Origin of the sequence: Paenibacillus sp. FSL K6-1330 (assembly GCF_037976825.1) — a bacterium.
Classification (GTDB): domain Bacteria; phylum Bacillota; class Bacilli; order Paenibacillales; family Paenibacillaceae; genus Paenibacillus_AQ.
The window spans coordinates 5,999,955-6,021,701 of the sequence record NZ_CP150269.1; the positions used below are offsets into that span (position 1 = coordinate 5,999,955).

The following is a 21,747-nucleotide window of genomic DNA, read 5'->3' on the forward strand; positions in this document are numbered from 1 at the left end:
TTTACTCATACCTCCAGTACGCTCTAGTTACTTGACGACCTTCGATGACTAATAGTTCATTTAAATGTTTTAAATCCTTGTGAGCTTGACTTAATAAAAACTCAATAAGTTCAGCTCTTTTTTCTATAGGATAATCATTCAAATTTAACACTATTCTTCTTGCTTGATTCGTAGTTTTATCTCTGAGCATTTTAAGAATGTTCGATAGATTAGTTGAATCAGGAGCATAACAATCAAACACTTGCCCCTCTATTATGAAGTCTGGACTTTTATCAGGATTAATACCATAGCCATTTCCATCAAAAGCATTTCCATTTGGAAGTTCATCAAGCATTACAGTACGATACCCTTGTTCTGAGAGCACATCAGCAGCTTCATTTTGTCTTTCTAATCCCCTGTCCCCTTTTGGTGGAATTTTCGCATAATTTCCTTCCGGTTTCCCGCCTTTAGGTAACGAAGGCTTTGTAATGATAGCATTTGGCCTGATTTTAGGTGTATAAGGAATATACTTGTCACCATATAGTTTGTACTCTGAGCTAGTTTTCCAGTCCACATTCTCATCACCATATTTTGATCGGAAATACTCATCCCATTCCGGTCCTGTTCTAGGTGTCTTAGGAGAATCCCCCGCCCCCTTTATAGGAGGTTTCTGCTGAGCCAGTTCCTGTACCGCATTCATGTTCTTAGCATTTGCAACTCGTTTTCCCCCTTTAAGCAACGTTTTCCCAAGTATCGCTAGATCCACCGCTCCTAGCATTAACCCGGTCACATCCAGCATTTCCTGATTAATCCCGAAGAAGCTTGTGTCAGATACTTCCCCATCATTTAAATCCCGCAGTTTCATGGTACTTACACCGATCTGTGCGACGCCCCAAACTCCGTTGACTGCAGCTAATAAATATAACGAACCTCCTGCGGTGAAAAAAGCACCTACGAAAGCTACGACTCCAAACAATAAATTGAGTTCTGTCATCAATTTTTGCTGTTTAACCACGAGCTCCTCAAAGGTGAAACGTGAAAAATAGATCCCCTCGTCCGGGATTTTGCTAAGATAATCCGGTACCTGCGGAATCAACTCATTTAATTGATGTTCCTCTCTTCGCTCCTCCCAACGATCCCCCCATTTTCCTATCGAACCCGATAATGCTTTGGATACATTCACAAGCCCCTGTAAAGCCTCATTATGATTAGCCTGTTTCTCGATATGAGCCTTCAGTTCCTTTATCGGTAGCTGATCCTTCACAGCTTTCCATGGGGAGGTTGACTGTTTAGGCGGCGCCTTCTTGCCACTTCGTATATCTACATAGTTTTGATAGAACTCCGCATATTCTTGCTGTTCTTGGGCTCTTTCCTTATCTGACTTTCTCTTTGCCTTAGGTGGGGGTGGAATGAACTTTTCTTGGTAGCGTTTCTTTAACTCATTATTTCCTAGCCCTCTTAGCGACTCTTTGGCATCATTTCTGATTGCCGGATCTCTAAAACGTGCCGCTGCATCGTCCCTAATTTTTTGATTGTCTTCCTCAGTCCAACTCGGCATAATATACGTGCCGGCCGGAACATGGCTAGCTTTTTTATTTTTTCTGGATCCATGTTGTGCAAGTTTAATGATCATATTAATGATCTCTGCAATATTATTGGATTTAAGTTGGAATGAGCTTTTGAAAGTTTGTTGGTTGCATTATACGATTTCTATTAGAATATAGGATGAATTACGCAAATCTACATGATATACTATTTATTTCCATAATACTAATTAATAGATTTGTTGTTAACTAAGAAAAAAAATTACTTTTCGTGCTCGCTATCTTTTAAAAAATCTTCTCCTTGATAAGGATAATTCAGTAGTTCTAGATTTTCTTTAGTCATATACCATGTTCGATAATCTAAATTACTATTTATAAGCACACGTCCTTTAATTCTCTTTAATAGAGGATATGTGGTGTGGTCCTCAACAACCAAATCCAGATTGTATAACTGAAATAATTTCCCGATTACTCCAAGGAACTTTAACCATCCGATATCAAACGCATACGTTTTAAATTGAATACTAATAAAAACATTCGTATCTACACCAAACGCTTCGAAATTTGCCTTCCGATAACTTTCTATATAGTCATCCTCATCATCTAAATTAATGCTCATTGAAAAATATGTGCAACCGACACTTACGCGCTCAGTATAAGACCTATCCCATACTTCTGCCACGTAATTTATTAATTCTACAAATAATACTTCGCTTATGATATTGTAGAGCAATTTCCCCAATTCTTCTTTGGGCAAATTAGAACCAATACTTAACGAATAATCCATTTTACTCATACCTCCAGTACGATCTAATTACTTGACGACCTTCAATGACTAATATTTCATTTAAATGTTTTAAATCCTTGTGTGTTTGAATTAACAAAAACTCAATAAGTGCAGCCTTTTTGCTTGATTCGTAGTTTTATCTCTAAGTTTTAACTAAAGGTATCTTCTTTAGATCGCAACAACAAAAGGCTCATTCCAAATTAAGTGGAATAAGCCTATTAACATATTTTAAATTTTACAATGGTTACATTAATGGGGCACAAATTCTCTACAGTGCCATAACAATTAGCCTAAACCAACGGTTTTTAATATAGTCGTTTCTTCTGCGCTTTCATTTAGGGTTATAACCTCCTTTTCTCTCTTCATGAGTACTATTTTTTTATAATCCTCTGTAAGGTATCCTTTAGTAACACTTAATTTGCAATCACCTTTAAAACTCTCTATAACTTTCTTAAAGAATTGCATTACTCCAACTACTCTATCATCCTCTGGAAAGTAAATATCTCCAACAGACATATTTACTATTTGACCAACAGCAACATTACTCTCTCGTCCTTTACCTACTTCAACTCTAAAATCATCAGAAACATATGAAAAATGAGATGGAAAATCAGGATCTTCTACCACATTTCCTTCTCCATCTGCAATGTATCTATTTGCTATCTCAACCACTTTTGGTTTTATGATTTGTATAATACTCTCATTTTTAATATCAATATCTATTTGTAGTAGAAACCTTTGATAAGTTCCATCTAGATAGGGAACTCCAAGCTTACTAAAATCCCCCTTAAAAAAGTAATTATTGACACTCAAAATGCGATGTCTTCTTTCTAAAACTTTATTATAATTTTCATCTAGCAATATAGCATTTCCATTAGTAGCCTTAAGTAAGTTTCCCATAAATTCAATGAACTTTGTTTCCCCACTAGGATAAATTATAATTCTCATTCCAAAATTTAGATTTAAGCTGAACTCCTCACATGTTTCTTGAACAAGACGTAGATTAGTATTAACTCCAAAATAGTTACAAGTGAAGTCCAGTGTATCTCCCTCACCTTCTTCACTCTCTTCTTGTCTACTAACTCGAAGAGTAAAATGATCATCAATTATACTTTTTACTTGTTCAAGTAAAAAGTCCTCTGTCTCTTCTCGTGTTTTAAAATAAGTATAGAAAAAATATGATAATTCCATCTATCCTTCCCTCCAAAACCATCTTATGATTGTTTCGTCTTTAATAACCAGCAATTCATCTAGGTATTTTAAATCACCCTTAGGATTTGCTTTTCTTAAAATCATATCTTTTAGTCCATCTATACTTCCCTCATAATTATCTAAATTTAATATAATTCTTGTTGCCTGGGATTTAGTTTTACTTTGTATTTGATTTACAGTATTCTTGAGATTGTCCCCTACTGGTGCATAACAATCAAAGACACTACCTTCTATTATAAAATCAGGATTGGCATTGTCCTTTATACCAAATCCATTTCCTTCCTTTAATTCTTCTAATATCTTTATATCATAACCTTCCTCCCTTAATAATCTCGCTGACTCAAATTCCTTCTCATGTCCCGGTGATTTATTCTTAGATGTAAACATCTCCATCTCTTTATCCGTAAGTTTTCCACCCTTAGGCAGTGATGGTTCAGTTAATCTTATTCCTCCAGAGCCCCCACTTTTACTGAACATAAAGAGAGGCTCGTCACCAGTACGGACAAGTTGTTTAAATCCTCCAATTGTACCATTTCCGGTAGAAAGCTGGCCTACTGGCACTGCTTCATAGTTTCTTGGATTAATTATTACACTTATATCATTCAATAAAGTTTTGCCTTCTTCAGTTGCTCTTCTAAGTTGATCATCCAACTTCCTCCGAGCTTCACTCCATTGTTTAGTTTTTGGTGGAGATATGTCGTTAACGCTCTTAACATATCTAGCATTATAAGCTCGTTTGGCCCCTTTTAACAGACTACTTGCGAGTATCTTTAGATCCACCGCCCCTAGAATTACCCCTGTCACATCCAGCATTTCCTGATTAATCCCTAAGAAGCTTGTGTCGGATACTACCCCATCATTTAAATCCTGCAGTTTCATGGTACTTACACCGATCTGTGCGACGCCCCAAACTCCATTGGCTATGGCTAATAAATATAACGAACCACCTGCGGTGAAAAAGGCACCTACCACAGCTACGGCTCCAAACAATAAGTTGAGTTCTGTCATCAATTTTTGCTGTTTAACCACGAGCTCCTCAAAGGTGAAACGTGAAAAATAGATATCCTCGTCCGGGATTTTGCTAAGATAATCCGGTACCTGCGGAATCAACTCATTTAATTGATGTTCCTCTCTTCGCTCCTCCCAACGATCCCCCCATTTTTCTATCGAGCCAGATAATGCTTTTGTTACATTCACAAGCCCCTGTAAAGCCTCATTATGATTAGCCTGTTTCTCGATATGAGTCTTCAGTTCCTTTAGGGGGAGTTGATCCTTCACAGCTTTCCATGGAGAGGTTGACTGTTTAGGCGGTGCCTTCTTGCCACTTCGTATATCTACATAGTTTTGATAGAACTCCGTATATTCTTGCTGTTCTTGGGCTCTTTCCTTATCTGACTTTCTCTTTGCCTTAGGTGGGGGTGGAATGAACTTTTCTTTATAGCGCCTCTGTAATTCATTTTCACCTAGGGATTTTAATGATTCTTTAGCGCTCTCTTTCGTTTTCGGATTTTGTACTCGAGCAATGGCATCGTTTGTAATTTTTTGTCGAACTTCTTCCGTCCAATGATAAGCCGGTACAGAAAATCCGCTAATGTATCTTCGATTTTCTTTTCTTTCTTTGTTCGCTACTTCTAATTCATGATCCACATACAACTTCTCAAGCTCTTCGTCCGTAAGCATATCTACAAAGTCCATCTCGACCTTTTCGAGATTCACCTTTTTGCCTTTAATCCCTACATACTCCGGCCGGATTTCCATATAGTGATCCGTGTTTGTGAAGAAGGTGATCGTCTCGTTAGCCACGAGCTTGATATGCTCCGGCATATTTTGGCCGCCTAGCTCGATTTCATTAGATGCGACTACAAGAATGGATTCCGTAGCGGTTAATGAAATATCGTTCCCATCCAGCGTTAAACTGACGGTATTCTTCTCGAATAATACACCGTCTTCACCAAGTTCCATCTTCGCCGCTCCAGGCATATGGAATACTTTTGTCATCGGCTTCTGGAAGACGGTGCGCGATTTCATCTCTTCGTTTCTGCCTCGCACGGAGTTGATAGCAATCGCCTTTTTCTCCGTTCCTTCAGGAAAATAAACCTTGATGCGCGCCCCTTTTTCCGGCATACAGTGAAAGATGTTATTGCCTTCCGGTGAGTACGGAAACCACCAATTTCCTCGTTCGTCATGATCGTGATCAATATCCAAATGCACCTTAACCATGTTGTTGCCGCGTTTTATAACGCGTCCTTCCAAGGCAACTCCCTGAAGCGCACGATTCGTTCTTACCTTACGCCGAAGTGCTGCACGCTGCATCAATACATATTCATAATAGATTAAACCAGACTCATAGGTAATAACGGATTCCGTAACCACCCACATCTGTCCCTTAAAAGAAACGTTGTCCCCCACCTGGCAGTACTGGTTCGTATGTACCCGGTAACTGACGAAGTCAGACTCCCCCAAGTCTGAGCTCGCATCCGAATTCGCTTGAATATCAAGAAAGTTCCCGCGATCTTTAATGATCGAATAATGATGGGAACGGATAACCTTCCCCCAAGAGAAATCAGGTACGCCAAAATAAACCCGAGGCGAATCCATGACGATATCAGGAAGGATTACCGTACCGATCCGCGATGCCAGCCTCTTTAAAAACTGCCAATTCGTCTCTTCATACTGAACAAGGAGCTGACCAATCGTCGCTTCGGGGGGCGTAGCTTCGTTCTGAGCATCCCCTCCGGGATACAGATTGGCAATCTGCCGAATCAAATCGGTATAAGTCAGGTGCTTGTTCTGAAAGGAACGACTCTCCAAATGGCGATCCATTTCATAGGTTCGCGACAGGCCTTCTATGGTTACATGGGGAATGCCATCTTCCATCTGAATATCGATATTGGAGATTCCCCCTGCGAACAGGTACTCATTCCCCTGCTCGGCAGATTTACGAATAAGCAAGCTATCTCGGTATGTACCGTTTCTTAAGCATATATCGGCTTGTTCCTCCGACATGGTCGTTGAAATATAACAGCGGGTATGATCATTAAACTTGCGAACAATTCGAAAGCTACGAACGGCTGAAAGTTCATATGGCCATTCAATTTGAAAACCGTCTATGTCACGCCATCTTTTCATCTTAACTGCCTCCTTCCTTAAGATCATTATCTTTCTAGAAATTCGGGAGGCGTTGGTTCCATTCCGTTAGTTAAGAGCTGAATCTTTCCCCCATACTTACAAGTTAAGCATGATTTTGTGGTAAGAGCGGGGACTCCATCGATCATGACATTTGAACTTCCGTTATCCCACTCTACTCCATCCGATGGTTTGGCTAAACCCGCCATCATTGCTGCAAAATTAGGAACTCCGCTTATAGAAGTTAAGCTGCTATTATTCATGCCCATGGCATATCCCATTGGCGTTGGCTGTAAGTGAGGCATCAATTTAGGAACACATGGAAAAATTTTATGTTCTTCGCCGTATGGCAGCACTTTGGTATCGGGATCATAATTGTATATATAACTTGGTCCCGAATCTCCTGTCGCCACATGGGCAATTTTCATAGGATTTAGCGCGCTCCGGCAAAAGCCAAAAGAATAAAAGTTTCCATTCATTTCACCCTTAAGTTCCTCAATAGGAAATCCCATAAAGGTTTTTTCTTCCGAACTTGACGGCACACAGTCCTTCACGGTCATCATCTTATTGTCGTTAATATACACGCCATTTGGTTCAAGCTGATTCAATACTTCTTCATGGGTTCCCATCGTACAATACATGTAGGCTCCCCGTGCAACATAGGTTTCCCGCTTGCTTTCCGCCCTCCATGGGGCATTCATTATTTCACTTATGGTGCTTTGTTTTAGAAAGCTCGTATAAAGTTTATCCACTTCTCATTCACCTGCCATTAATAAGAATTCGTCTTACATTTAATCCATACAGGCTAGTCCGCAGCATCCCTTCCGCCACATCAAGTCGCACAACCAAGTAGGATTTGCGGTAAACATTCAGCTTGAACATGCTTAAACCCTCAATAAGCTTTTCATCTACCATAAAAAGATCCAGTTTTTCTATAACCTCAGCGTTCTTCTTGGCGTATTCCTGATCAGTACAAGGTACTTCCGCGAAATTGGGCAGATAATAATGCACCTGGCCATTACGCGCCATATCGATCACGATGACCTTCTTATGAACTAATCCGTGCCCGTACCGATTGAGAATTTGATACACGTCCTCAGACACAAGTAAAACAGGCTTCTCCAAAATACATCCATATTCCAATGCCTTTGGCGAATCGATATATACAAACTCCTCGTCCTCGGCAAAATCATAGCCCTTCTTCATTTGCTCTGAACAAGTGATCAAACCGTCAAGGCTTCCTAGCCTGCGATCCTGCTCCAGGATAAAATATTCCAATCTGCTCACTCCTCTACCCAAACGATAGATTGCCGCTGGCTCTCAGATAATGAGACTAGAGATTGATCACGTCTTAACATCGTGCTTCCCGTTAAATCTGCTCCGGTAAAGTCGCTTCCCTCCAGCAACGCCCCTCTAAAATCACCGGCTATGGCTGCATGTTGAAAACTCGCTGCTCTCAAATTAGCGCCTTGGAACTGGACGCCATGAATACCAAACATGAGTCCATAGTTTTCGTTCATAACGTCCCGGCCGCCAGTAATTTCGTCAAAACAGGCCCGCTCCAAGTTGCATTCACGGAAGGAAGCATCAAACATAACGCTGCCGTAAAAGTCAACTTCCGAACAGTCACAAGCTTCAAATTTGCTGCTTAATAAATAACTGCCCTGCAGATGACTACCTAAAAGTTTGACCTTCTCAAGTCTCGTGAAGTTGAGTTGAATCCCCTCATAATTGCCATTAGAAATATCCACATCCGCGATATGCTCATAGACGTATTCATGATCCAGCTTTTTATCTAACCACTGTTTACAGGCGGTCGATGATTTTTGTCGGCTGTTGCAGCAGTATACAGATTCGCTTATTTCCATATCTCCGTACTCGCCTACGCAAATTTCGAATTGCGTGTCTTTAGCAAGCTCCTGGTAAGAGGGTAGGGTCATTAAGCGATCGACAGCATGCCGGACGGCATGAACCATATACACGTGAAAAGAATCCACTTGTTCCCTTCTCCAGTAGTCCAATGATTGCGGCTGAATAATCCCCATGTATTCCTTCCGTTTGTTTTCACAAGCTTGACTCCAAGCCTTAAAATAATCATGAATCCACTTTGCCTCATATCTATAAGGTGAGATCTTTGTACTACCTAAAGTTTCATGATCGAAAACTTCCAGCATATACTCCGCATGTCCCTCAAAAAGTCGAGTACGCAGCAATGATATTTTAATAATGCAGCATTTTTTCATAAGATCGAGGTTTTGCAATTGAATAGCATACTGAAAGAATTCATCCATGACCAGCACGAGGTCCGCGGCAATTCGATCCTTCTCCCGGCCAAAAAAATCATGCAAAGCTCTAATCTGTTCCGTTCTATACTTCAAAGCTTCCTGTGTGAATTGCTCCCATGCTTCAATCCGATTCATTACGACCTCCCGTAATAGAAACTATTCATCCATTAGAATTTCAACGCCTTTTAACTTAACCTGACCTTGGTCAATCGTTATACCAGCCTTGCCTTCCTTCGTAGACATATCGATTTGATTCCCAAGGAGCAGGATCGAATCAGACACCATTTCAATCTGCTTTCCAGTCTGAAGCTTGATCTTACTGTTACTGTTTAAAATAATGGTGCCTTCGTTGGTCAACGTTATCGATGCGCCGTTCTGGGCCCCGACGATCGTAATCTTGTCTTCCTCGAACATGATTTTCTGGCCTGTCTTCGTCAGGAAGAATTTCCTATCCGGGTTACTCATCAAGTCTTCTTTTATATCCGCATCATAGTGAATAACAGGCTGCAGCATTTCCTGCTTGACCACTGTCGTTGTGGTATGGCTGCCGCCAGTATTCTGACTTCCGCTCTGCTGCTGTCCGCCTCCTCCTGTTCCGGAATCCTGAGGAAGCTTCTTCCGTACACTGCTGAGCGCGATGCCTTCTGCCTCATTTGCACTTGGAAAATAAATACGCACATCATCGCCCTTCTCCGGCATGACGTACCACCCTGTCTGATCCTCCGAGGCATACATGGTCGAATAAGGGAACAAATACGCAGTTTGCTGGTTCCAATCCTGATCGTATTCCAGCTTCACCTTGACCTCATCGCGAACCACGACGGCTACTTTGCCTTGAATCGAGGCACCGATAATTTTGGTATTATTGACTCTTCTTTGATATCCAGCTCTCGGTAAGCCAAGCGTATATGTATGCGTAAGAACTCCACGAGACATTTCAGTGAGTACTTCAAACACGTGGAGTTGCTGATTTTTGAATGTGACTCTGTCTCCCAATTCCAATTCCTGATTCAGTACAATCTCATAGCAGATGAAATCCTGCTCACTGAGGCCGGACTCTTTTGGGTCTCCCGTATTTTTAAAAGCAAGTAAGTCTTTATACACCCGATAATGGGTTGCCTCAATTTGCCCTCGGTCGCTATGGTCGGGGATGCCAAGATAGAAACAAATGCTGTCGCGCGAAGCAATGGGAACAAGAGGAGCATGATACCGAGATGCCAAACGCTTTAGGAACTGCCAGTCTGTCTCCTGATATTGCAATGTGAATCCATTCAGAGTTCGCTGTTCGGAAAACGTATTACCGATATAAGCTCTCGAATAAGGCGCGGCGATATGCTTCATCACTTGTTCAATCTGCTGCGACTTGTCCTGAAAAGCACGGTACTCCAGCTTGATATCCATAGCATATGTATGAGACGCAGCCTCAGCCTCCAGCCAATAGACTTCCCTATCTACCTTAATGTGCAACTTGAGCAGCATACCGTGAAACAGCGTCTTTTTTGCCCCACTTTGATCGTAGTAGAGCAGTTCTACGGGGGTGTGCTCGTTGGCCATTATCATATATTGCTCTTCCATCTCTTCAGGAATAATACCGCTGAAGGTTAGTCTCGCATGGTCATTGATCTTCTTCACCAGCTTCACGTCATGCAGCTTCATCTCAAACGGAGCAATTTTCAAGGTATCATACGCAACGATCAAGCTTGACATATACTTCATCTCCTTTGCTTGCTTCTTTTCCTCTATCTGTAGGCTGACTGCATTAAACTCCCCTAATCCACAATCACCCGCTGGCCGCCGCCCGGGATCATGCCCATCTTACCGCCACCACCCCGGACACCGTCCAGGATACGGCTCAGATACTTGTGGATCTCCACGTTGGTGTACTCCCTGCTGCTCATGCCAAGACGGTTCGCCATATAGTGCAAAATGACGTCCCGAGCGAGGGTTCCCTCGTTCATGCACATCATCGTAAACATGAAGTCCTGCGGATCGCTGCTTCCCTTACGCATCATTTCCTCTGCGAAGCAGCGCAGGATAACCGGGGACAAGGTGCTTTTGCCGTAAGCCGCATAGCGGACATGCAAAACATTCACGGTATTAAATTCAGTCGCCAGGTCCCGGAAGCCCTGGTAATCCTGCCGCAGCCGGGCGCCTTCCTTCAACTTGTAGCGGCACAGCTCGAGCTCGGAGGCACCCGCCTCCATCTGTTCGTCGATCACGATCTCACTGCGATACGTCTGCCAGTCGCTGTCTTCTTCGCCTGCATGGAAACGAACCTTCAGCGCGGTCTCCCTCCCTGTAGCGTGGTACTTGGTGCTCACAGCATCGTTCAGCAAATATAAACGCCCTTGGTGCTTGACGATGCCAGGATGAACGGTCAAGGAATCTGCTCCGACCTCAACATGGGCACCAGTAATGATGCCGTCCGTATATTCCTGAAAATAGACATCCACAAATTCGCGTGGGAAATCGCGCAGATTTTCCAGCATCGCCGTCTTTAGGATCCGGCCCTTCTCGAACTTCGGTGCAATATGGTTAAACATTGCCTTCCCCTCCTTCCGGCTGTGACGTTTACGCGACTCTCCCGGTTAAGTTCTGTGTGATCAGATGACGGATCAAGGTTGGTGTCCCTCCATATGAGCTCCGTGCAGGTGCAGGACGGGATTGAAAGTAAAGATCAGAAGCGCTCTTCCCTACTTCATCCCGTCAAAAAAGTCCAGCTCCGACCGCTCATTCTCGAACGGGAACAACTCCTTGCGTCCGAGCAGCAGCCCTTCGTCCTGGCGGGCGATCGGCAGCACGTGAAAGCCCCAGTGATTGTCATCCGCAAAGACGAAATACTTCGTCTCTCCGTTCACGATAGAGTCGGTATCGTCCTGCGGAATTTTATCCTGATAGACCGCCTGGATATCCTCATATTTCACGGACTCATAGTCCTTGATCCGGTTATGGTACACATAGCTGTGCCGCAGCACGCCGTCCGATCCCCGCAGGAGGAACTCCACTTCCTGTGTGTGGTAAGGCCGGGAGATGAAGCCCAGCACCCGGTTCGTCCGTTCCAGGCTGGAGATTAGCTCCAGCTCGCGGCGGTCATGGGTGTATGCGCTAACCGAATACGGGATGACAGCGGCATGATTCGTAATGCTCGTCTCGATGACGCCGGCCTTCCGGGCGTTCAGATAGCGGATCGCTCCGCGCAGGCAGGCCAGCTTCAGCTCGGGAACACGGCCTTCGACGGGTTTTTGCCGGAATTCGATACTCCGTCCTGGCACAAACTCCTTCAGCGCCTCGCGAAATACCTCGATTCGGCAGGATTGCCCTGTCAGCTTAATAATCGAATACTCGCCCAGCACGCCGTCCTGGTAGAATCCATCCAGAAATTTGCGCAGCACCTCGTAGATATCCCCTTTGATCAGCTGGGTAATTTCCTTGATATTGAACACAACATTCGGAATTTCATATTCATCCTTCAATTCACCGCCCCGCAGCACCGACAGGAACCATCGCTCCATCGTCGTGATCTGCAGATCGTTATCCCGGCTGTCGTCCTCCTCTGCGTCGAAGCGGTTCCTCAGAATTCCGGTCTTGCGGAAAAACTGTTCCTTCATACCCTCGGCAATCTCCCACAAGAAATAAAAATTGCCGCGAACCCGGTAATACTCGTCCCGCGAGCGATTCTCGTACATTGCAAAGGCGGTCGGAATCATCGCCTCCGCCTCACGATAACGCCGCTCCAGTTCGGTATACACTGCGGCTACGCCGTTCTCATCCACTTCGCGGAACAAGTCGTTTGCCGGAATATCAATCAAATCATCGATATCCGTCACTCTGCGCCGCCCGCTTGTGTAATAATCCGCGAATATGATTTTCATAAACTGCATAATGCGATATGTAATGTTGTTGCCGCCAAAATGCGTATCCCCATTCTCATACGTCGCATCCATTACGATGCGGTAGGACATATGCCCGTCCTCGACGCGGAAGCGGCAGGAAGATAAATCCGTCGTTCCGCCCCCGCAGTCGATCACGAGTGCTTTATACTCCGTCCCCTCCATGAATATATTCCGTTCCAGGCCGTCCGCAATTGTGTTGTACAGTACGGCCATCCCCTCATCCAGCGCCTCCTGCTGCTCAATTCGATAATCCGGCAAAATCTCGGCGAACATTTTAAGGAACGGAGCCTTCATCTTGACGGGACTCGAGAAATGCAGATTCTTGAACTTGCATTTGAATTGATGCTCCGCCATCTGGATAACGTATTTCAAATACGCCTGGATGATATCCCGCCGCAGTACGGAAGCCGTATTTCCTTCGCTGTCCATAATCTCGACTGGCTGGTTATAGCTGTTCACCCAGCGTTTAAGCCCCTGAAATACCGAGGCCCTACTGCTGTAGCTGCTGCGGCGGATATTCAACAACGCCTCATGGCCGAACTGGTATTTTACCGCTGCCGGGTCTGAGCAATCGGCTACGCTGACCGCGGTAGGCAGCGCCTCGAGCCATTCCGTTCTTCGGTACGTCGGATCGGGAAACTTCACGAAATTCACTTCATTGGATCGAATATGACCGTTTAACACATCAAGACTGCTCGGAGACTGCGCATACCCGTGGTATAAAAAAGCGCCGGCCGTCGTATTGGAAGTACCGAAATCGATCGCCAGCACGGCATCCGTCTTTTGCAGCTCCCGTATGTCCAGCTCAGCCAGCGGAATTTTATAATATTGGATTTGAACGGGCGGTAGCGCCTGCGCCTGGTAATACGCCTTATACACGTATTCCGAATCACGCTTGCGGAGGAACAACAGGCTATACTGGCGATTGGACGTGCGCTGCCATTCCATGCTGCTGTCCGCTGCCAAATAAAAGCTGCCCGCCTCGCCCTCCTCTTTGCGCAAATGAAGAATGCCGCAGAGCTCCATCCGGTCGTTGACGAGCAGTACATTGGACTCCGCTAATACCGCAGGGGCCTTCACCTTATAGCCGTCGCTTTTATCGATGGCGATGTTTGGATAAATGACGATGCGGGCCGGAACACGAATGCCCCCGTCCCCTTGAAGCGATGCCTGCATGTATTTGCTCATCACCGTCTTTACGCGCTCGAAGCCGCCTTCGCAGAAAGGGCCGATGAACATCTCTTCGTCCGCGCCCAAGTACTTCAGGATGACGCGGATCATTTCTTCCCGGTCCAGCCGATGGCTAAGCCCCTCTACGAGCCGTTCCCGGTAGCAAATATTCCGCAGTTGGAAGGTGGTCATCTCCGTAAGCTCATCCTGCGTATATCGAACCTTCCCGCGCATCCGCTGTTGGCTGGTGGAATCCGTATACAGTTTATAGCCCTTCATGCTTGATCAATTCCTCCTCCAAAATGGTTAGGGGCATCCTTAAAAAATACCTGTTCAAAAAGTCGAATTTTCAGCACCGAGAAGGTTGAGTGAAGTCAGGACTGAGAAACTACCTCTCTCTAATACATGGCGATGCGATCCTGGATCATTGTATCCGCGGCATCGATAATCCCCACATGGCAATCCCAATACACCTCGGTGCGGTAGCGAACCGGGAGGAACAGCTCCATCAACAGCTCCAGCTTCCGGCCGGCGAGCTCCGTCTTCTTCTGACCGATGTAGAACAGCATCTCATCCTTCTCCTCGCTGTTGACATAAATCGTCGAGCGACGAAAAATTCGGCTTACCGTGCTTCGAAGCAGGTTCAGCGTCTCTCCCGTGTCATACATGCGGAGGATTGCGCAGGCGATCCACTCCCGTTCATCCCGCTCGAACAGACCGATCCGCTCCTTTACCCGTTCACCGAACGCCCCGGCTTCCAAATCTCGCAGTACGAATCGTATGTGATATTCCCGCTTATTCATGCCCTGCATGAAGTCCAGCTCCGCCAGGAAATGAATCAGAATATCAAACAACGTATGGCGGATCTCCTCATCTTCCATCAAGTTGATGTTCAGCAAATCGCGGAACACATCGGAGAATCGATAGAACGGGTTGACCTCAACCTCGACCTGCTCGCCCGCAACGGCATTTAAATCCTCTAAGCTAAGCTCCATGTATGGCGAATACACCTTGGCCGGAAGGAAAGTAACATCCCGCTTATGAATTCCGGATTCCTGCGCCTGAACGAGCAAATCCCAAATGTAATTCAAGCCCATTCTCCTTCACAACGATATTCGGGGAATGACATCTGGACTTGGGACACCAAAAAGCTCATCATATCCTCGGCTAAATAGCCCAACTCCTTGCCGGATTCCCGGTAGATGAATTTCAGGCACATCCGCCATTTTCCGTTATCCACCCGAACCTCATCCGTAATGAACCGGTTCAGCTCATAGGTCAGCGCGTTATTGGCGGAAGGGGGCCGAATCTCCACATCCACGAGCTCCAGCCATTCCGATACGGCAAAAGAATGGATAATCCGCACGATCTCGCCCTTGGAGCGAACGACCTGTCCTTGACTGCGGCCATAATTGCTGATGAAATCGTCCCGCTGCCGGTTCGACATCAGTGCGTAACTCAGCTTGCCCATGCCTGTACTAACCGGCTCCACCACCATCAATACCTGCCAGGAATCCGATTTATCGCGCGTCGATACAACGGTCAGTTCTTCCGGCGAACGCTTGATGTAACGAATGCTGTCGTCATTGGTGTCGACCAGATAGCCATGCTGCAGCCCGCTTTTGCGCAGCGGCAGCACATGTTCGAAATTCACGCGATCAGCCGCCGGAACCGGGAATCCTCCCGTTTTCAGTTCTAGGCGCTGAATGTTCCAGAGCGGAACTAGATCCGTTCTTTTATATGCTTCGTATTCCTCCAGATGAACGGTGATCTCTTGAACTTCCTCTTCTACCGCCAGCTGTACGTCCCCCCCGATCAATACGACGTTCACGAATTTGTAAGCGTAAGGATGATTGATCGTTTTCCAAGGCAGGCCATTGCTTAGAAAAACATGATACAGCTTCTCGATTTCTCGTATGTATGCGGTATTTCGCTCCAGCTTGACTTGAATGACATGACGGCCCATATTCGTAACCAGCTCTCCGCGAAATGTCCGGTCACTGTAGAGCAGCTCCTGGATCATGGGATATTTGCATTCCAGAAACAATGAGAATAACGGCTGCTTCTCTCCTTCGTTTAGACGGGCAACCAAATGATGCAGATCAATCCTGCGCGGCTCCGTATCCTCTGTAATCATCGGGAACAAATACTCGTGCAGGGGATCCCATTCCTCACGGCGGCACATCCCCACATACACATCGTATTTGCTGTCCTGATTGCCGACCTCCTCGAATACTCGCCGCTCAATCTGGCGGTTCAGCTCCTCCTGGTATTCAACCAGGCCGAGGAACACGCCGCTCATCAGATTGCGAAGCACCCGGCGCTGCTGCAAATCCTCCATTTTACTAAGCCGATCCATCACGATATCCTTCATGATCCCCCGCCTCCTTCCGGCGCAGCTGACCGATCCTGCCTGTCGCTCGTAGAACTTGCTGGGCTTGCTCCTGCCTCCTCAGATCCAGCGGTAGTACCCTGATTCACCGAACTTGGTCCTGATGAAGTTGATCCATCAGGCGAAGACGTGCCTCCTGAAGCTTGATCCTCGCTTCCTTCAATTCTAGTGGCTCGGTCCACGTTTGATTCTGAAGCACCGCTCCACTCGGAAGTCCCGCCGGATCCATTGCTCCCGTACGATCCGTTATTTCCACTTGAGCCATTCTGTCCGTTCATTTCATTCCAATCGTTCATCCCGGACATGCCCGAAACGGGCATCCCTCCATCCGGGAGCGAAGACGAATCCAATTGCCCCGCCGCAGGCACGATGGGATTGCGCTTCTCGTCGGCCTTGGCAATTTTCCGCTCCATCGCCAACACCCGCTCCAGTTTGTCGATCTCCTGGTAAATTTCTTGTGCCAGCGAATAAGCCTCAATGGCGGCGTTATAATCCAGTGCGGCTAGCGCACGGTCGCCTTTTTTCTCCAAATTGTCGGCCTTAAGCGTTTTGGTCTCCCGATAAATGGTATTGATTTTCCCCTCGGTCTCTTCCATCTTCGTCTCCAACTGCTTCTGACCGCTCGGATAATTCGCTTCAATCGCTGCCCTGTACGCCTTCTTGTACGTCTCCAGCGCGCTGGTGTAATCCTGATTCTGGAAGTGGATATCGCCTTCCTTTATGACTTCCGTCAGCTTGGCGACCGCCTCACTTCGCTCGATTCGAGCCTGAATATCCTCTACTTTGAACGGCTTGTACTTCTCCGCCTCACCCAGCGCTTTTGTATAACTGTCCAGTGCCATATCGAAGCTGCCGTCCTTCACGTATTCGTCCCCATCCGTCATGGCTTGGGCCACGCGCTGTTTGTTGCGAAGCAGTTGGAAATGCAGCTTGTCCTTCAGCTTGCTGGCCGCGTTCTTCGCTTCACTGTAAGCCTTAAGCGCCTTCGGGTAATCGCTGGCGGATGCGTATTCGTCACCCTCCTGCTCAAACTCGGTCATCTGCACGACCGTCTCGGCCAATTTTGCCGCCTGTCTAGCCTTCGCATACCAGATGCCTCCCCCGGCGATCACCATGGTGAGCAGCAGTATTGCGATGCGTATGATCCATTTCTTCCGGTTTTTGGGCTTCTCGGTAAACGTCTTGTTAGCGTAAACAGCGGCTGCAGTATAATTGTTCACCGTCTGCTGCTGCTTGCTGAGGACAATGTCCTCCAGCGTATCCGTCAAGCTGTCGGGATCACTCGATTCCGCCAGTGCATCGAGCATTTCCGGCAGCTCGACCTCTTCCCAAATTCCCGGTGTGCACAGAAGAAGCACATCTCCATCCGAAAGCGGAGTTTTATTTGAAATATAGGGTTCAAAACGATCTGGCCGCCCCATATAACTCAACAAATTTCCTCGCTCCTCATGGCCGGAAAATCCTTCCTCGGACACCCTTCCGTCCTCCAGAAGCAACTGCGCCAGGCTCTGATCTTTGGAACGCAAATTCAGCCGACCGCCGCGAAAATGGTATAATCGCGCATGGCCACAGGTCGCCCACACCATCCGCGTATAATTCGTCACGACAACGAGCACGCTGGCTTTAAGCCGGACTCTGCGGCTTTCAAACTTCAACCACTCATGAGCTGTCTCCAAATCCTGCCGGATTTTTCTCCGTGACAAGGATGGCTTCTCCATAAAATTCTCCAGGATGACACTGACTGCCATTTTTGCGCTATGTGCCTCTCGATCCGTATCGAGACCATCCGCAATAACGTAGCAAGCCATGTCCTCAAGCTCCACGAAGGCAAAATAATCTCTGTTGTCGATATACGAACCCGCTTCGGAGACAAATGCGGTCTTGAAATCGCTGTTCTCCTTTCTCATGTGTTCCTCCGTTTCCCCCGACCTGCTGCGAGAATAATGATGTGTTAATCCATTTGCAAAATAATGACCGTTGCATTGTCCTGATGCTTGTAACTCTTGCGCTCAATCAAGCTGATCATCTCTTCCGCGGCATCCTGCGGCGGCAAGCCCCGCATCAATATCTGCTCCATCTCTACCTCGGTCAGCGCATCATAAACCCCGTCACTGCACAGAATGATCGTGTCATTTGCTTGCAAGGATACCGGATCGCCAACCTCCATGCTTTTAAAACCGCCATATCCCAAATAGTTAACCAACTGGTTGCGATTCGGATTCTCCTTGGCTTCCTCCTTGCTGATTTCGCCGGATAGATACTTTTCCTCCAGCACCGTCTCCAGGGTATGCTTGGAATTGATCGGAATAAATTCGCCATCCCTAAACAGAATAATCATGCTGTCTCCAACCGCAGCCCAATGCAGTAATCCTCCGGACACGATGCCCACGACGAGCGTCGTTCCTCCGGTTTCCCCGCCAAGCTGCTCCAGGATTGCCCGGTTGCTGATCAGTGCCGCTTTGTGAAAATACTCGGGAATATCCGCCAGATCGTCCACCTTTAAGTACTCTCTCGAGAACACCGTAACGGCCAGCGTACTAGCCATTCGTCCATGCGACAACCCGCTAATGCCGTCGGCTATCACAGCCATCGTACCGATTTTCGTTGTCGAGCTTGAGAAGTAATCATCCTGCTCTTCCCGCTTGCCGATCGTCTGGGCATTCCCAATTTTGTTCGTTTCAATAATGTCTGGAATATACAGAAGTTCGCTATTCTCGGGCGTAGTTTCTACAGCGGGGCTCGTACGCAGCTTTTGCCGCATAACAAGCAATACGGCGACGGTGATCAGTGCAGCCGCAACGATTCCGTACGATTCGAAAAAACTCAAATCCTCCATCGTTACCATCCGTTCTTAACTGTTATCCCACTCAAAATGGGGTCCGCATAAAGGCACGAATACAAATTTACTGCGCCCGAGCTGGATTAAATCATAGGCGTTAAGCTCAGCCGGCGTGTATACCGCTTCGTTGTTGTGATAAGCAAGCCCTGAGGCATCGCCCGGCAGCAAATAAAAATTTCGCTTCTTCGGATCGTAGACGATCACGGCATGATTGCGTCTGGACACCGCGTTATCCCCGATAAGCCGAATCTGCATTTCCTCCGCGCGGCCGATGAAATTTTTCTCAGCCATAATACGGTAATCCTGTCCCATCTGCGGGCCCTCGACACATACCAACCAGCCGGTTACCGGCTGAATTCCCGTCGTCTCCCCCAGATAAGGCATCGTCTTCTCTTCCATATCCTCCGCGACCTGGGGTCTGCGTGATTCGTTCCGCGAAGGCTGCTCTAGCGTCGTATTGCAATATGGACAAGTGTTGCCATGCTTTCTCGTACTGAACATGTGTCCATTCAGGCATCTCGTCAAGCTCATCTTCGATTCAATCCCCCATTTGTAGGTAAGTGTGTTCTCCGTTATTTCACTAACAACCGCGTATTAGCAATAAAGATCATATCCCCTGTACCAATCTCTACAGGCTCTTCGACAACAAGCCGATTCGCCTCGCTGCGTCCTGCTTTGCGGATGCCTGTCCCGCTGTGGGAATCCGCATCTTCAATGAACCACTGATCGCCAACGCGATTCAGGACAGCATGCTCGGAACTGACAAGCGACGCATACTCGCAGTCCGACAAATCTATGTCAACCTCGCCGCGCTGCGTGTTTTTTCCGATCAGGACTGAGGTTTCTCCCTTGACGTACCATTCCTTCACGCGCTCTCCGTCATCATCGAGCAGCACGATCTTCACGACAGCTTCCCTCGCTACCTGTGGTTTATCGTTGGAACGACCACTGGTCCAAATCAACACGCCTGCAATCACGGCCGATGCCGCGACGATGGACATTTGCAATGTATAATGCAAAGGACGGAGCAGGGCATACAGCACCATACCGGCTAATATTCCGTATATCAACAGATCAATAAGTGTAATCCATTTGTGGTTCTCCGGCTTCAAGTCGCTCCCCCCGTCAATGTATGTAGGCAATATCGGTTATTTTTTATAGCCAAAAAATTGATTGAACATCGCTGAAGTATCCAGCGGATTCTTATCGTTTGCTTCCTTATCCTGCGAATCTGACCGCCCCTTGGGCGACGACATGCCAAAAAACTGCTCAAATTGCTTGTGTATCTCAGCCGGATCAAAGCCTTCCGACTCCACCTTCGCCGACGATGTGCCAGACGATTTCCGTCCGCCCTGTCCTGCCTGCGACCTGCCATTTTGCTGCCCTGAGGATGGATTGGCACTAGTCTGCCTCTCGTCGTAAGCTGCACGAAGCTGCTCATCGCTTAAGGTCTCGTAAGCCTCGACAATCAGCTTAAACTTGGCTTCCGCTTCTGCATTCCCGGGATTGACGTCCGGATGATAACGCTTGGCCAGCCTGCGATAAGCTTGTCGAACCTCGGCTGTCGTGGACTGCCTAGAAACTCCGAGCTCTGTGTAGTAATCGGTACCATTCAACGCGATTTCCCCGCTTTCGCTTATGCCTTTATCGGCCTGATCAAAGAGCACCTGACTTTCTTTCGTGCTTTTTCCCACTGTCGGCAGGTTGTCACTACTGCAGCCTTTCTTATCTCAAGTGGGCGTTCGCACAAGGTATAGTAAATCTCAAGGGGCCTGGCCCCTTGAGATTACTTGCTGCCCTGGTACTATGAGTGCAATGAATTAATTGCTTGCGTCGTAACCGCCGTTAAGCTTAGCCAACTCGGTTTTGTCTTTCTTCTGCTTCACGTACAGCTCGAAAGTACCTACACCTTCGGTGTCGCCGAATGTTTCTTTGTAATCCACCACAAAAGCGTTAGGGAATGTAATTTCCCGAACCACTTGATCCGCTGCGATCACTTCAAGCGTCAGCTTACGGTAGCAATCCGCCTTTTCTGCAGGAACCAAAGACCACAGCGCCAGCTTCAGCGTGTCATCCGCTTTGTCACCGTCCGTGGCAGTGATGATTTTACCGCTGATTTTCAATGTGGAACCAACATCAGTTGATCTAGCATTTGAATCATCCGGTGTATCCGTGTCATAAACCACTTTCTGAATGTTGTCCAATCCGAGCTCGATCGTTTCGGCTCCTTCTACCTTCAATCTGAATCCCATACGTAAATCCTCCTTAGCATAAGTGAAATTATTTGTTCGGGCAGATGTTCTTGCCCAAAATTTATGTAACGAGACGAACCGTTGAAGGATCGTCTCCCACATACAGATTAAGTTGATGCTTCAGCACCGAGAAGGTTGAATGAAGCTAGGGACTGAGGAGCGGAGCGTAGGCAAAACCTACGTGAGCACCGGAAGTTTCGGCTGAATTCAATATTCGATGCCGAGTATTCCCTCAGTTCCCGCTTCGTGATCAAAAGTTGTTTTTTGA

Annotated in this window: 18 protein-coding genes; all 18 read right to left on the reverse strand. The window is 46.7% G+C overall.

Annotation, left to right across the window (positions count from 1 at the left end; genetic code table 11):
- Position 1: 1 nt before the first annotated feature.
- Positions 2 to 1,612: a hypothetical protein gene (locus NYE54_RS27305; RefSeq protein ID WP_339267586.1), complete on the reverse strand. Its 1,611-nt coding sequence runs from the start codon at positions 1,610 to 1,612 to the stop codon at positions 2 to 4.
- A gap of 173 nt (positions 1,613 to 1,785) precedes the next feature.
- Complete coding sequence (locus tag NYE54_RS27310) at positions 1,786 to 2,310, reverse strand: hypothetical protein (protein WP_339267588.1); 525 nt, start codon at positions 2,308 to 2,310, stop codon at positions 1,786 to 1,788.
- 285 nt (positions 2,311 to 2,595) lie between these two features.
- Positions 2,596 to 3,501 carry a hypothetical protein gene (locus NYE54_RS27315; protein WP_339267590.1) on the reverse strand — a complete coding sequence of 302 codons (906 nt, stop codon included), beginning with the start codon at positions 3,499 to 3,501 and terminating at the stop codon, positions 2,596 to 2,598.
- Positions 3,502 to 6,651 (reverse strand): hypothetical protein, encoded by a 3,150-nt coding sequence (locus NYE54_RS27320; RefSeq protein ID WP_339267591.1) that lies wholly within the window; start codon positions 6,649 to 6,651, stop codon positions 3,502 to 3,504.
- 26 nt (positions 6,652 to 6,677) lie between these two features.
- Positions 6,678 to 7,400, reverse strand: coding sequence for a DUF4280 domain-containing protein (locus NYE54_RS27325; protein WP_076324578.1), 723 nt, complete (start codon positions 7,398 to 7,400; stop codon positions 6,678 to 6,680).
- Between the two features lie 7 nt (positions 7,401 to 7,407).
- Positions 7,408 to 7,926 carry a hypothetical protein gene (locus NYE54_RS27330; RefSeq protein ID WP_339267594.1) on the reverse strand — a complete coding sequence of 173 codons (519 nt, stop codon included), beginning with the start codon at positions 7,924 to 7,926 and terminating at the stop codon, positions 7,408 to 7,410.
- A gap of 5 nt (positions 7,927 to 7,931) precedes the next feature.
- The gene (locus NYE54_RS27335; protein WP_339267595.1) at positions 7,932 to 9,068 is read right to left on the reverse strand and encodes a pentapeptide repeat-containing protein; all 1,137 of its coding nucleotides are present in this window, start codon (positions 9,066 to 9,068) and stop codon (positions 7,932 to 7,934) included.
- Positions 9,069 to 9,089: 21 nt separating this feature from the next.
- On the reverse strand, positions 9,090 to 10,640 hold the full coding sequence (locus NYE54_RS27340) for a contractile injection system protein, VgrG/Pvc8 family (protein ID WP_339267597.1): 1,551 nt from the start codon (positions 10,638 to 10,640) through the stop codon (positions 9,090 to 9,092).
- A gap of 62 nt (positions 10,641 to 10,702) precedes the next feature.
- Positions 10,703 to 11,476, reverse strand: a complete 774-nt coding sequence (locus NYE54_RS27345) for a DNA and RNA helicase (RefSeq protein ID WP_339267599.1) — start codon at positions 11,474 to 11,476, stop codon at positions 10,703 to 10,705.
- A gap of 150 nt (positions 11,477 to 11,626) precedes the next feature.
- Entirely contained in the window at positions 11,627 to 14,275 is a 2,649-nt protein-coding gene (locus NYE54_RS27350) for a molecular chaperone (protein ID WP_339267601.1), read from the reverse strand.
- A gap of 119 nt (positions 14,276 to 14,394) precedes the next feature.
- Entirely contained in the window at positions 14,395 to 15,093 is a 699-nt protein-coding gene (locus NYE54_RS27355; protein ID WP_339267602.1) for an iron-dependent peroxidase, read from the reverse strand.
- Positions 15,084 to 16,370 (reverse strand): normocyte-binding protein, encoded by a 1,287-nt coding sequence (locus NYE54_RS27360; protein ID WP_339267604.1) that lies wholly within the window; start codon positions 16,368 to 16,370, stop codon positions 15,084 to 15,086. Before NYE54_RS27360 ends, NYE54_RS27355 begins: the two co-directional genes overlap by 10 nt.
- A complete protein-coding gene (locus NYE54_RS27365) occupies positions 16,367 to 18,295 on the reverse strand; it encodes a serine/threonine protein phosphatase (RefSeq protein WP_339267606.1) in 1,929 nt (642 codons plus the stop codon). Before NYE54_RS27365 ends, NYE54_RS27360 begins: the two co-directional genes overlap by 4 nt.
- 44 nt (positions 18,296 to 18,339) lie before the next feature.
- On the reverse strand, positions 18,340 to 19,224 hold the full coding sequence (locus tag NYE54_RS27370) for a protein phosphatase 2C domain-containing protein (RefSeq protein WP_339267607.1): 885 nt from the start codon (positions 19,222 to 19,224) through the stop codon (positions 18,340 to 18,342).
- A gap of 15 nt (positions 19,225 to 19,239) precedes the next feature.
- Positions 19,240 to 19,758 (reverse strand): FHA domain-containing protein, encoded by a 519-nt coding sequence (locus tag NYE54_RS27375; RefSeq protein WP_076324588.1) that lies wholly within the window; start codon positions 19,756 to 19,758, stop codon positions 19,240 to 19,242.
- Positions 19,759 to 19,799: 41 nt separating this feature from the next.
- Complete coding sequence (locus tag NYE54_RS27380) at positions 19,800 to 20,339, reverse strand: FHA domain-containing protein (protein ID WP_339267609.1); 540 nt, start codon at positions 20,337 to 20,339, stop codon at positions 19,800 to 19,802.
- A gap of 36 nt (positions 20,340 to 20,375) precedes the next feature.
- Positions 20,376 to 20,921 carry a DnaJ domain-containing protein gene (locus tag NYE54_RS27385; protein WP_339267611.1) on the reverse strand — a complete coding sequence of 182 codons (546 nt, stop codon included), beginning with the start codon at positions 20,919 to 20,921 and terminating at the stop codon, positions 20,376 to 20,378.
- A gap of 126 nt (positions 20,922 to 21,047) precedes the next feature.
- On the reverse strand, positions 21,048 to 21,479 hold the full coding sequence (locus NYE54_RS27390) for a membrane-associated protease 1 (RefSeq protein ID WP_339267612.1): 432 nt from the start codon (positions 21,477 to 21,479) through the stop codon (positions 21,048 to 21,050).
- Positions 21,480 to 21,747 lie beyond the last annotated feature (268 nt).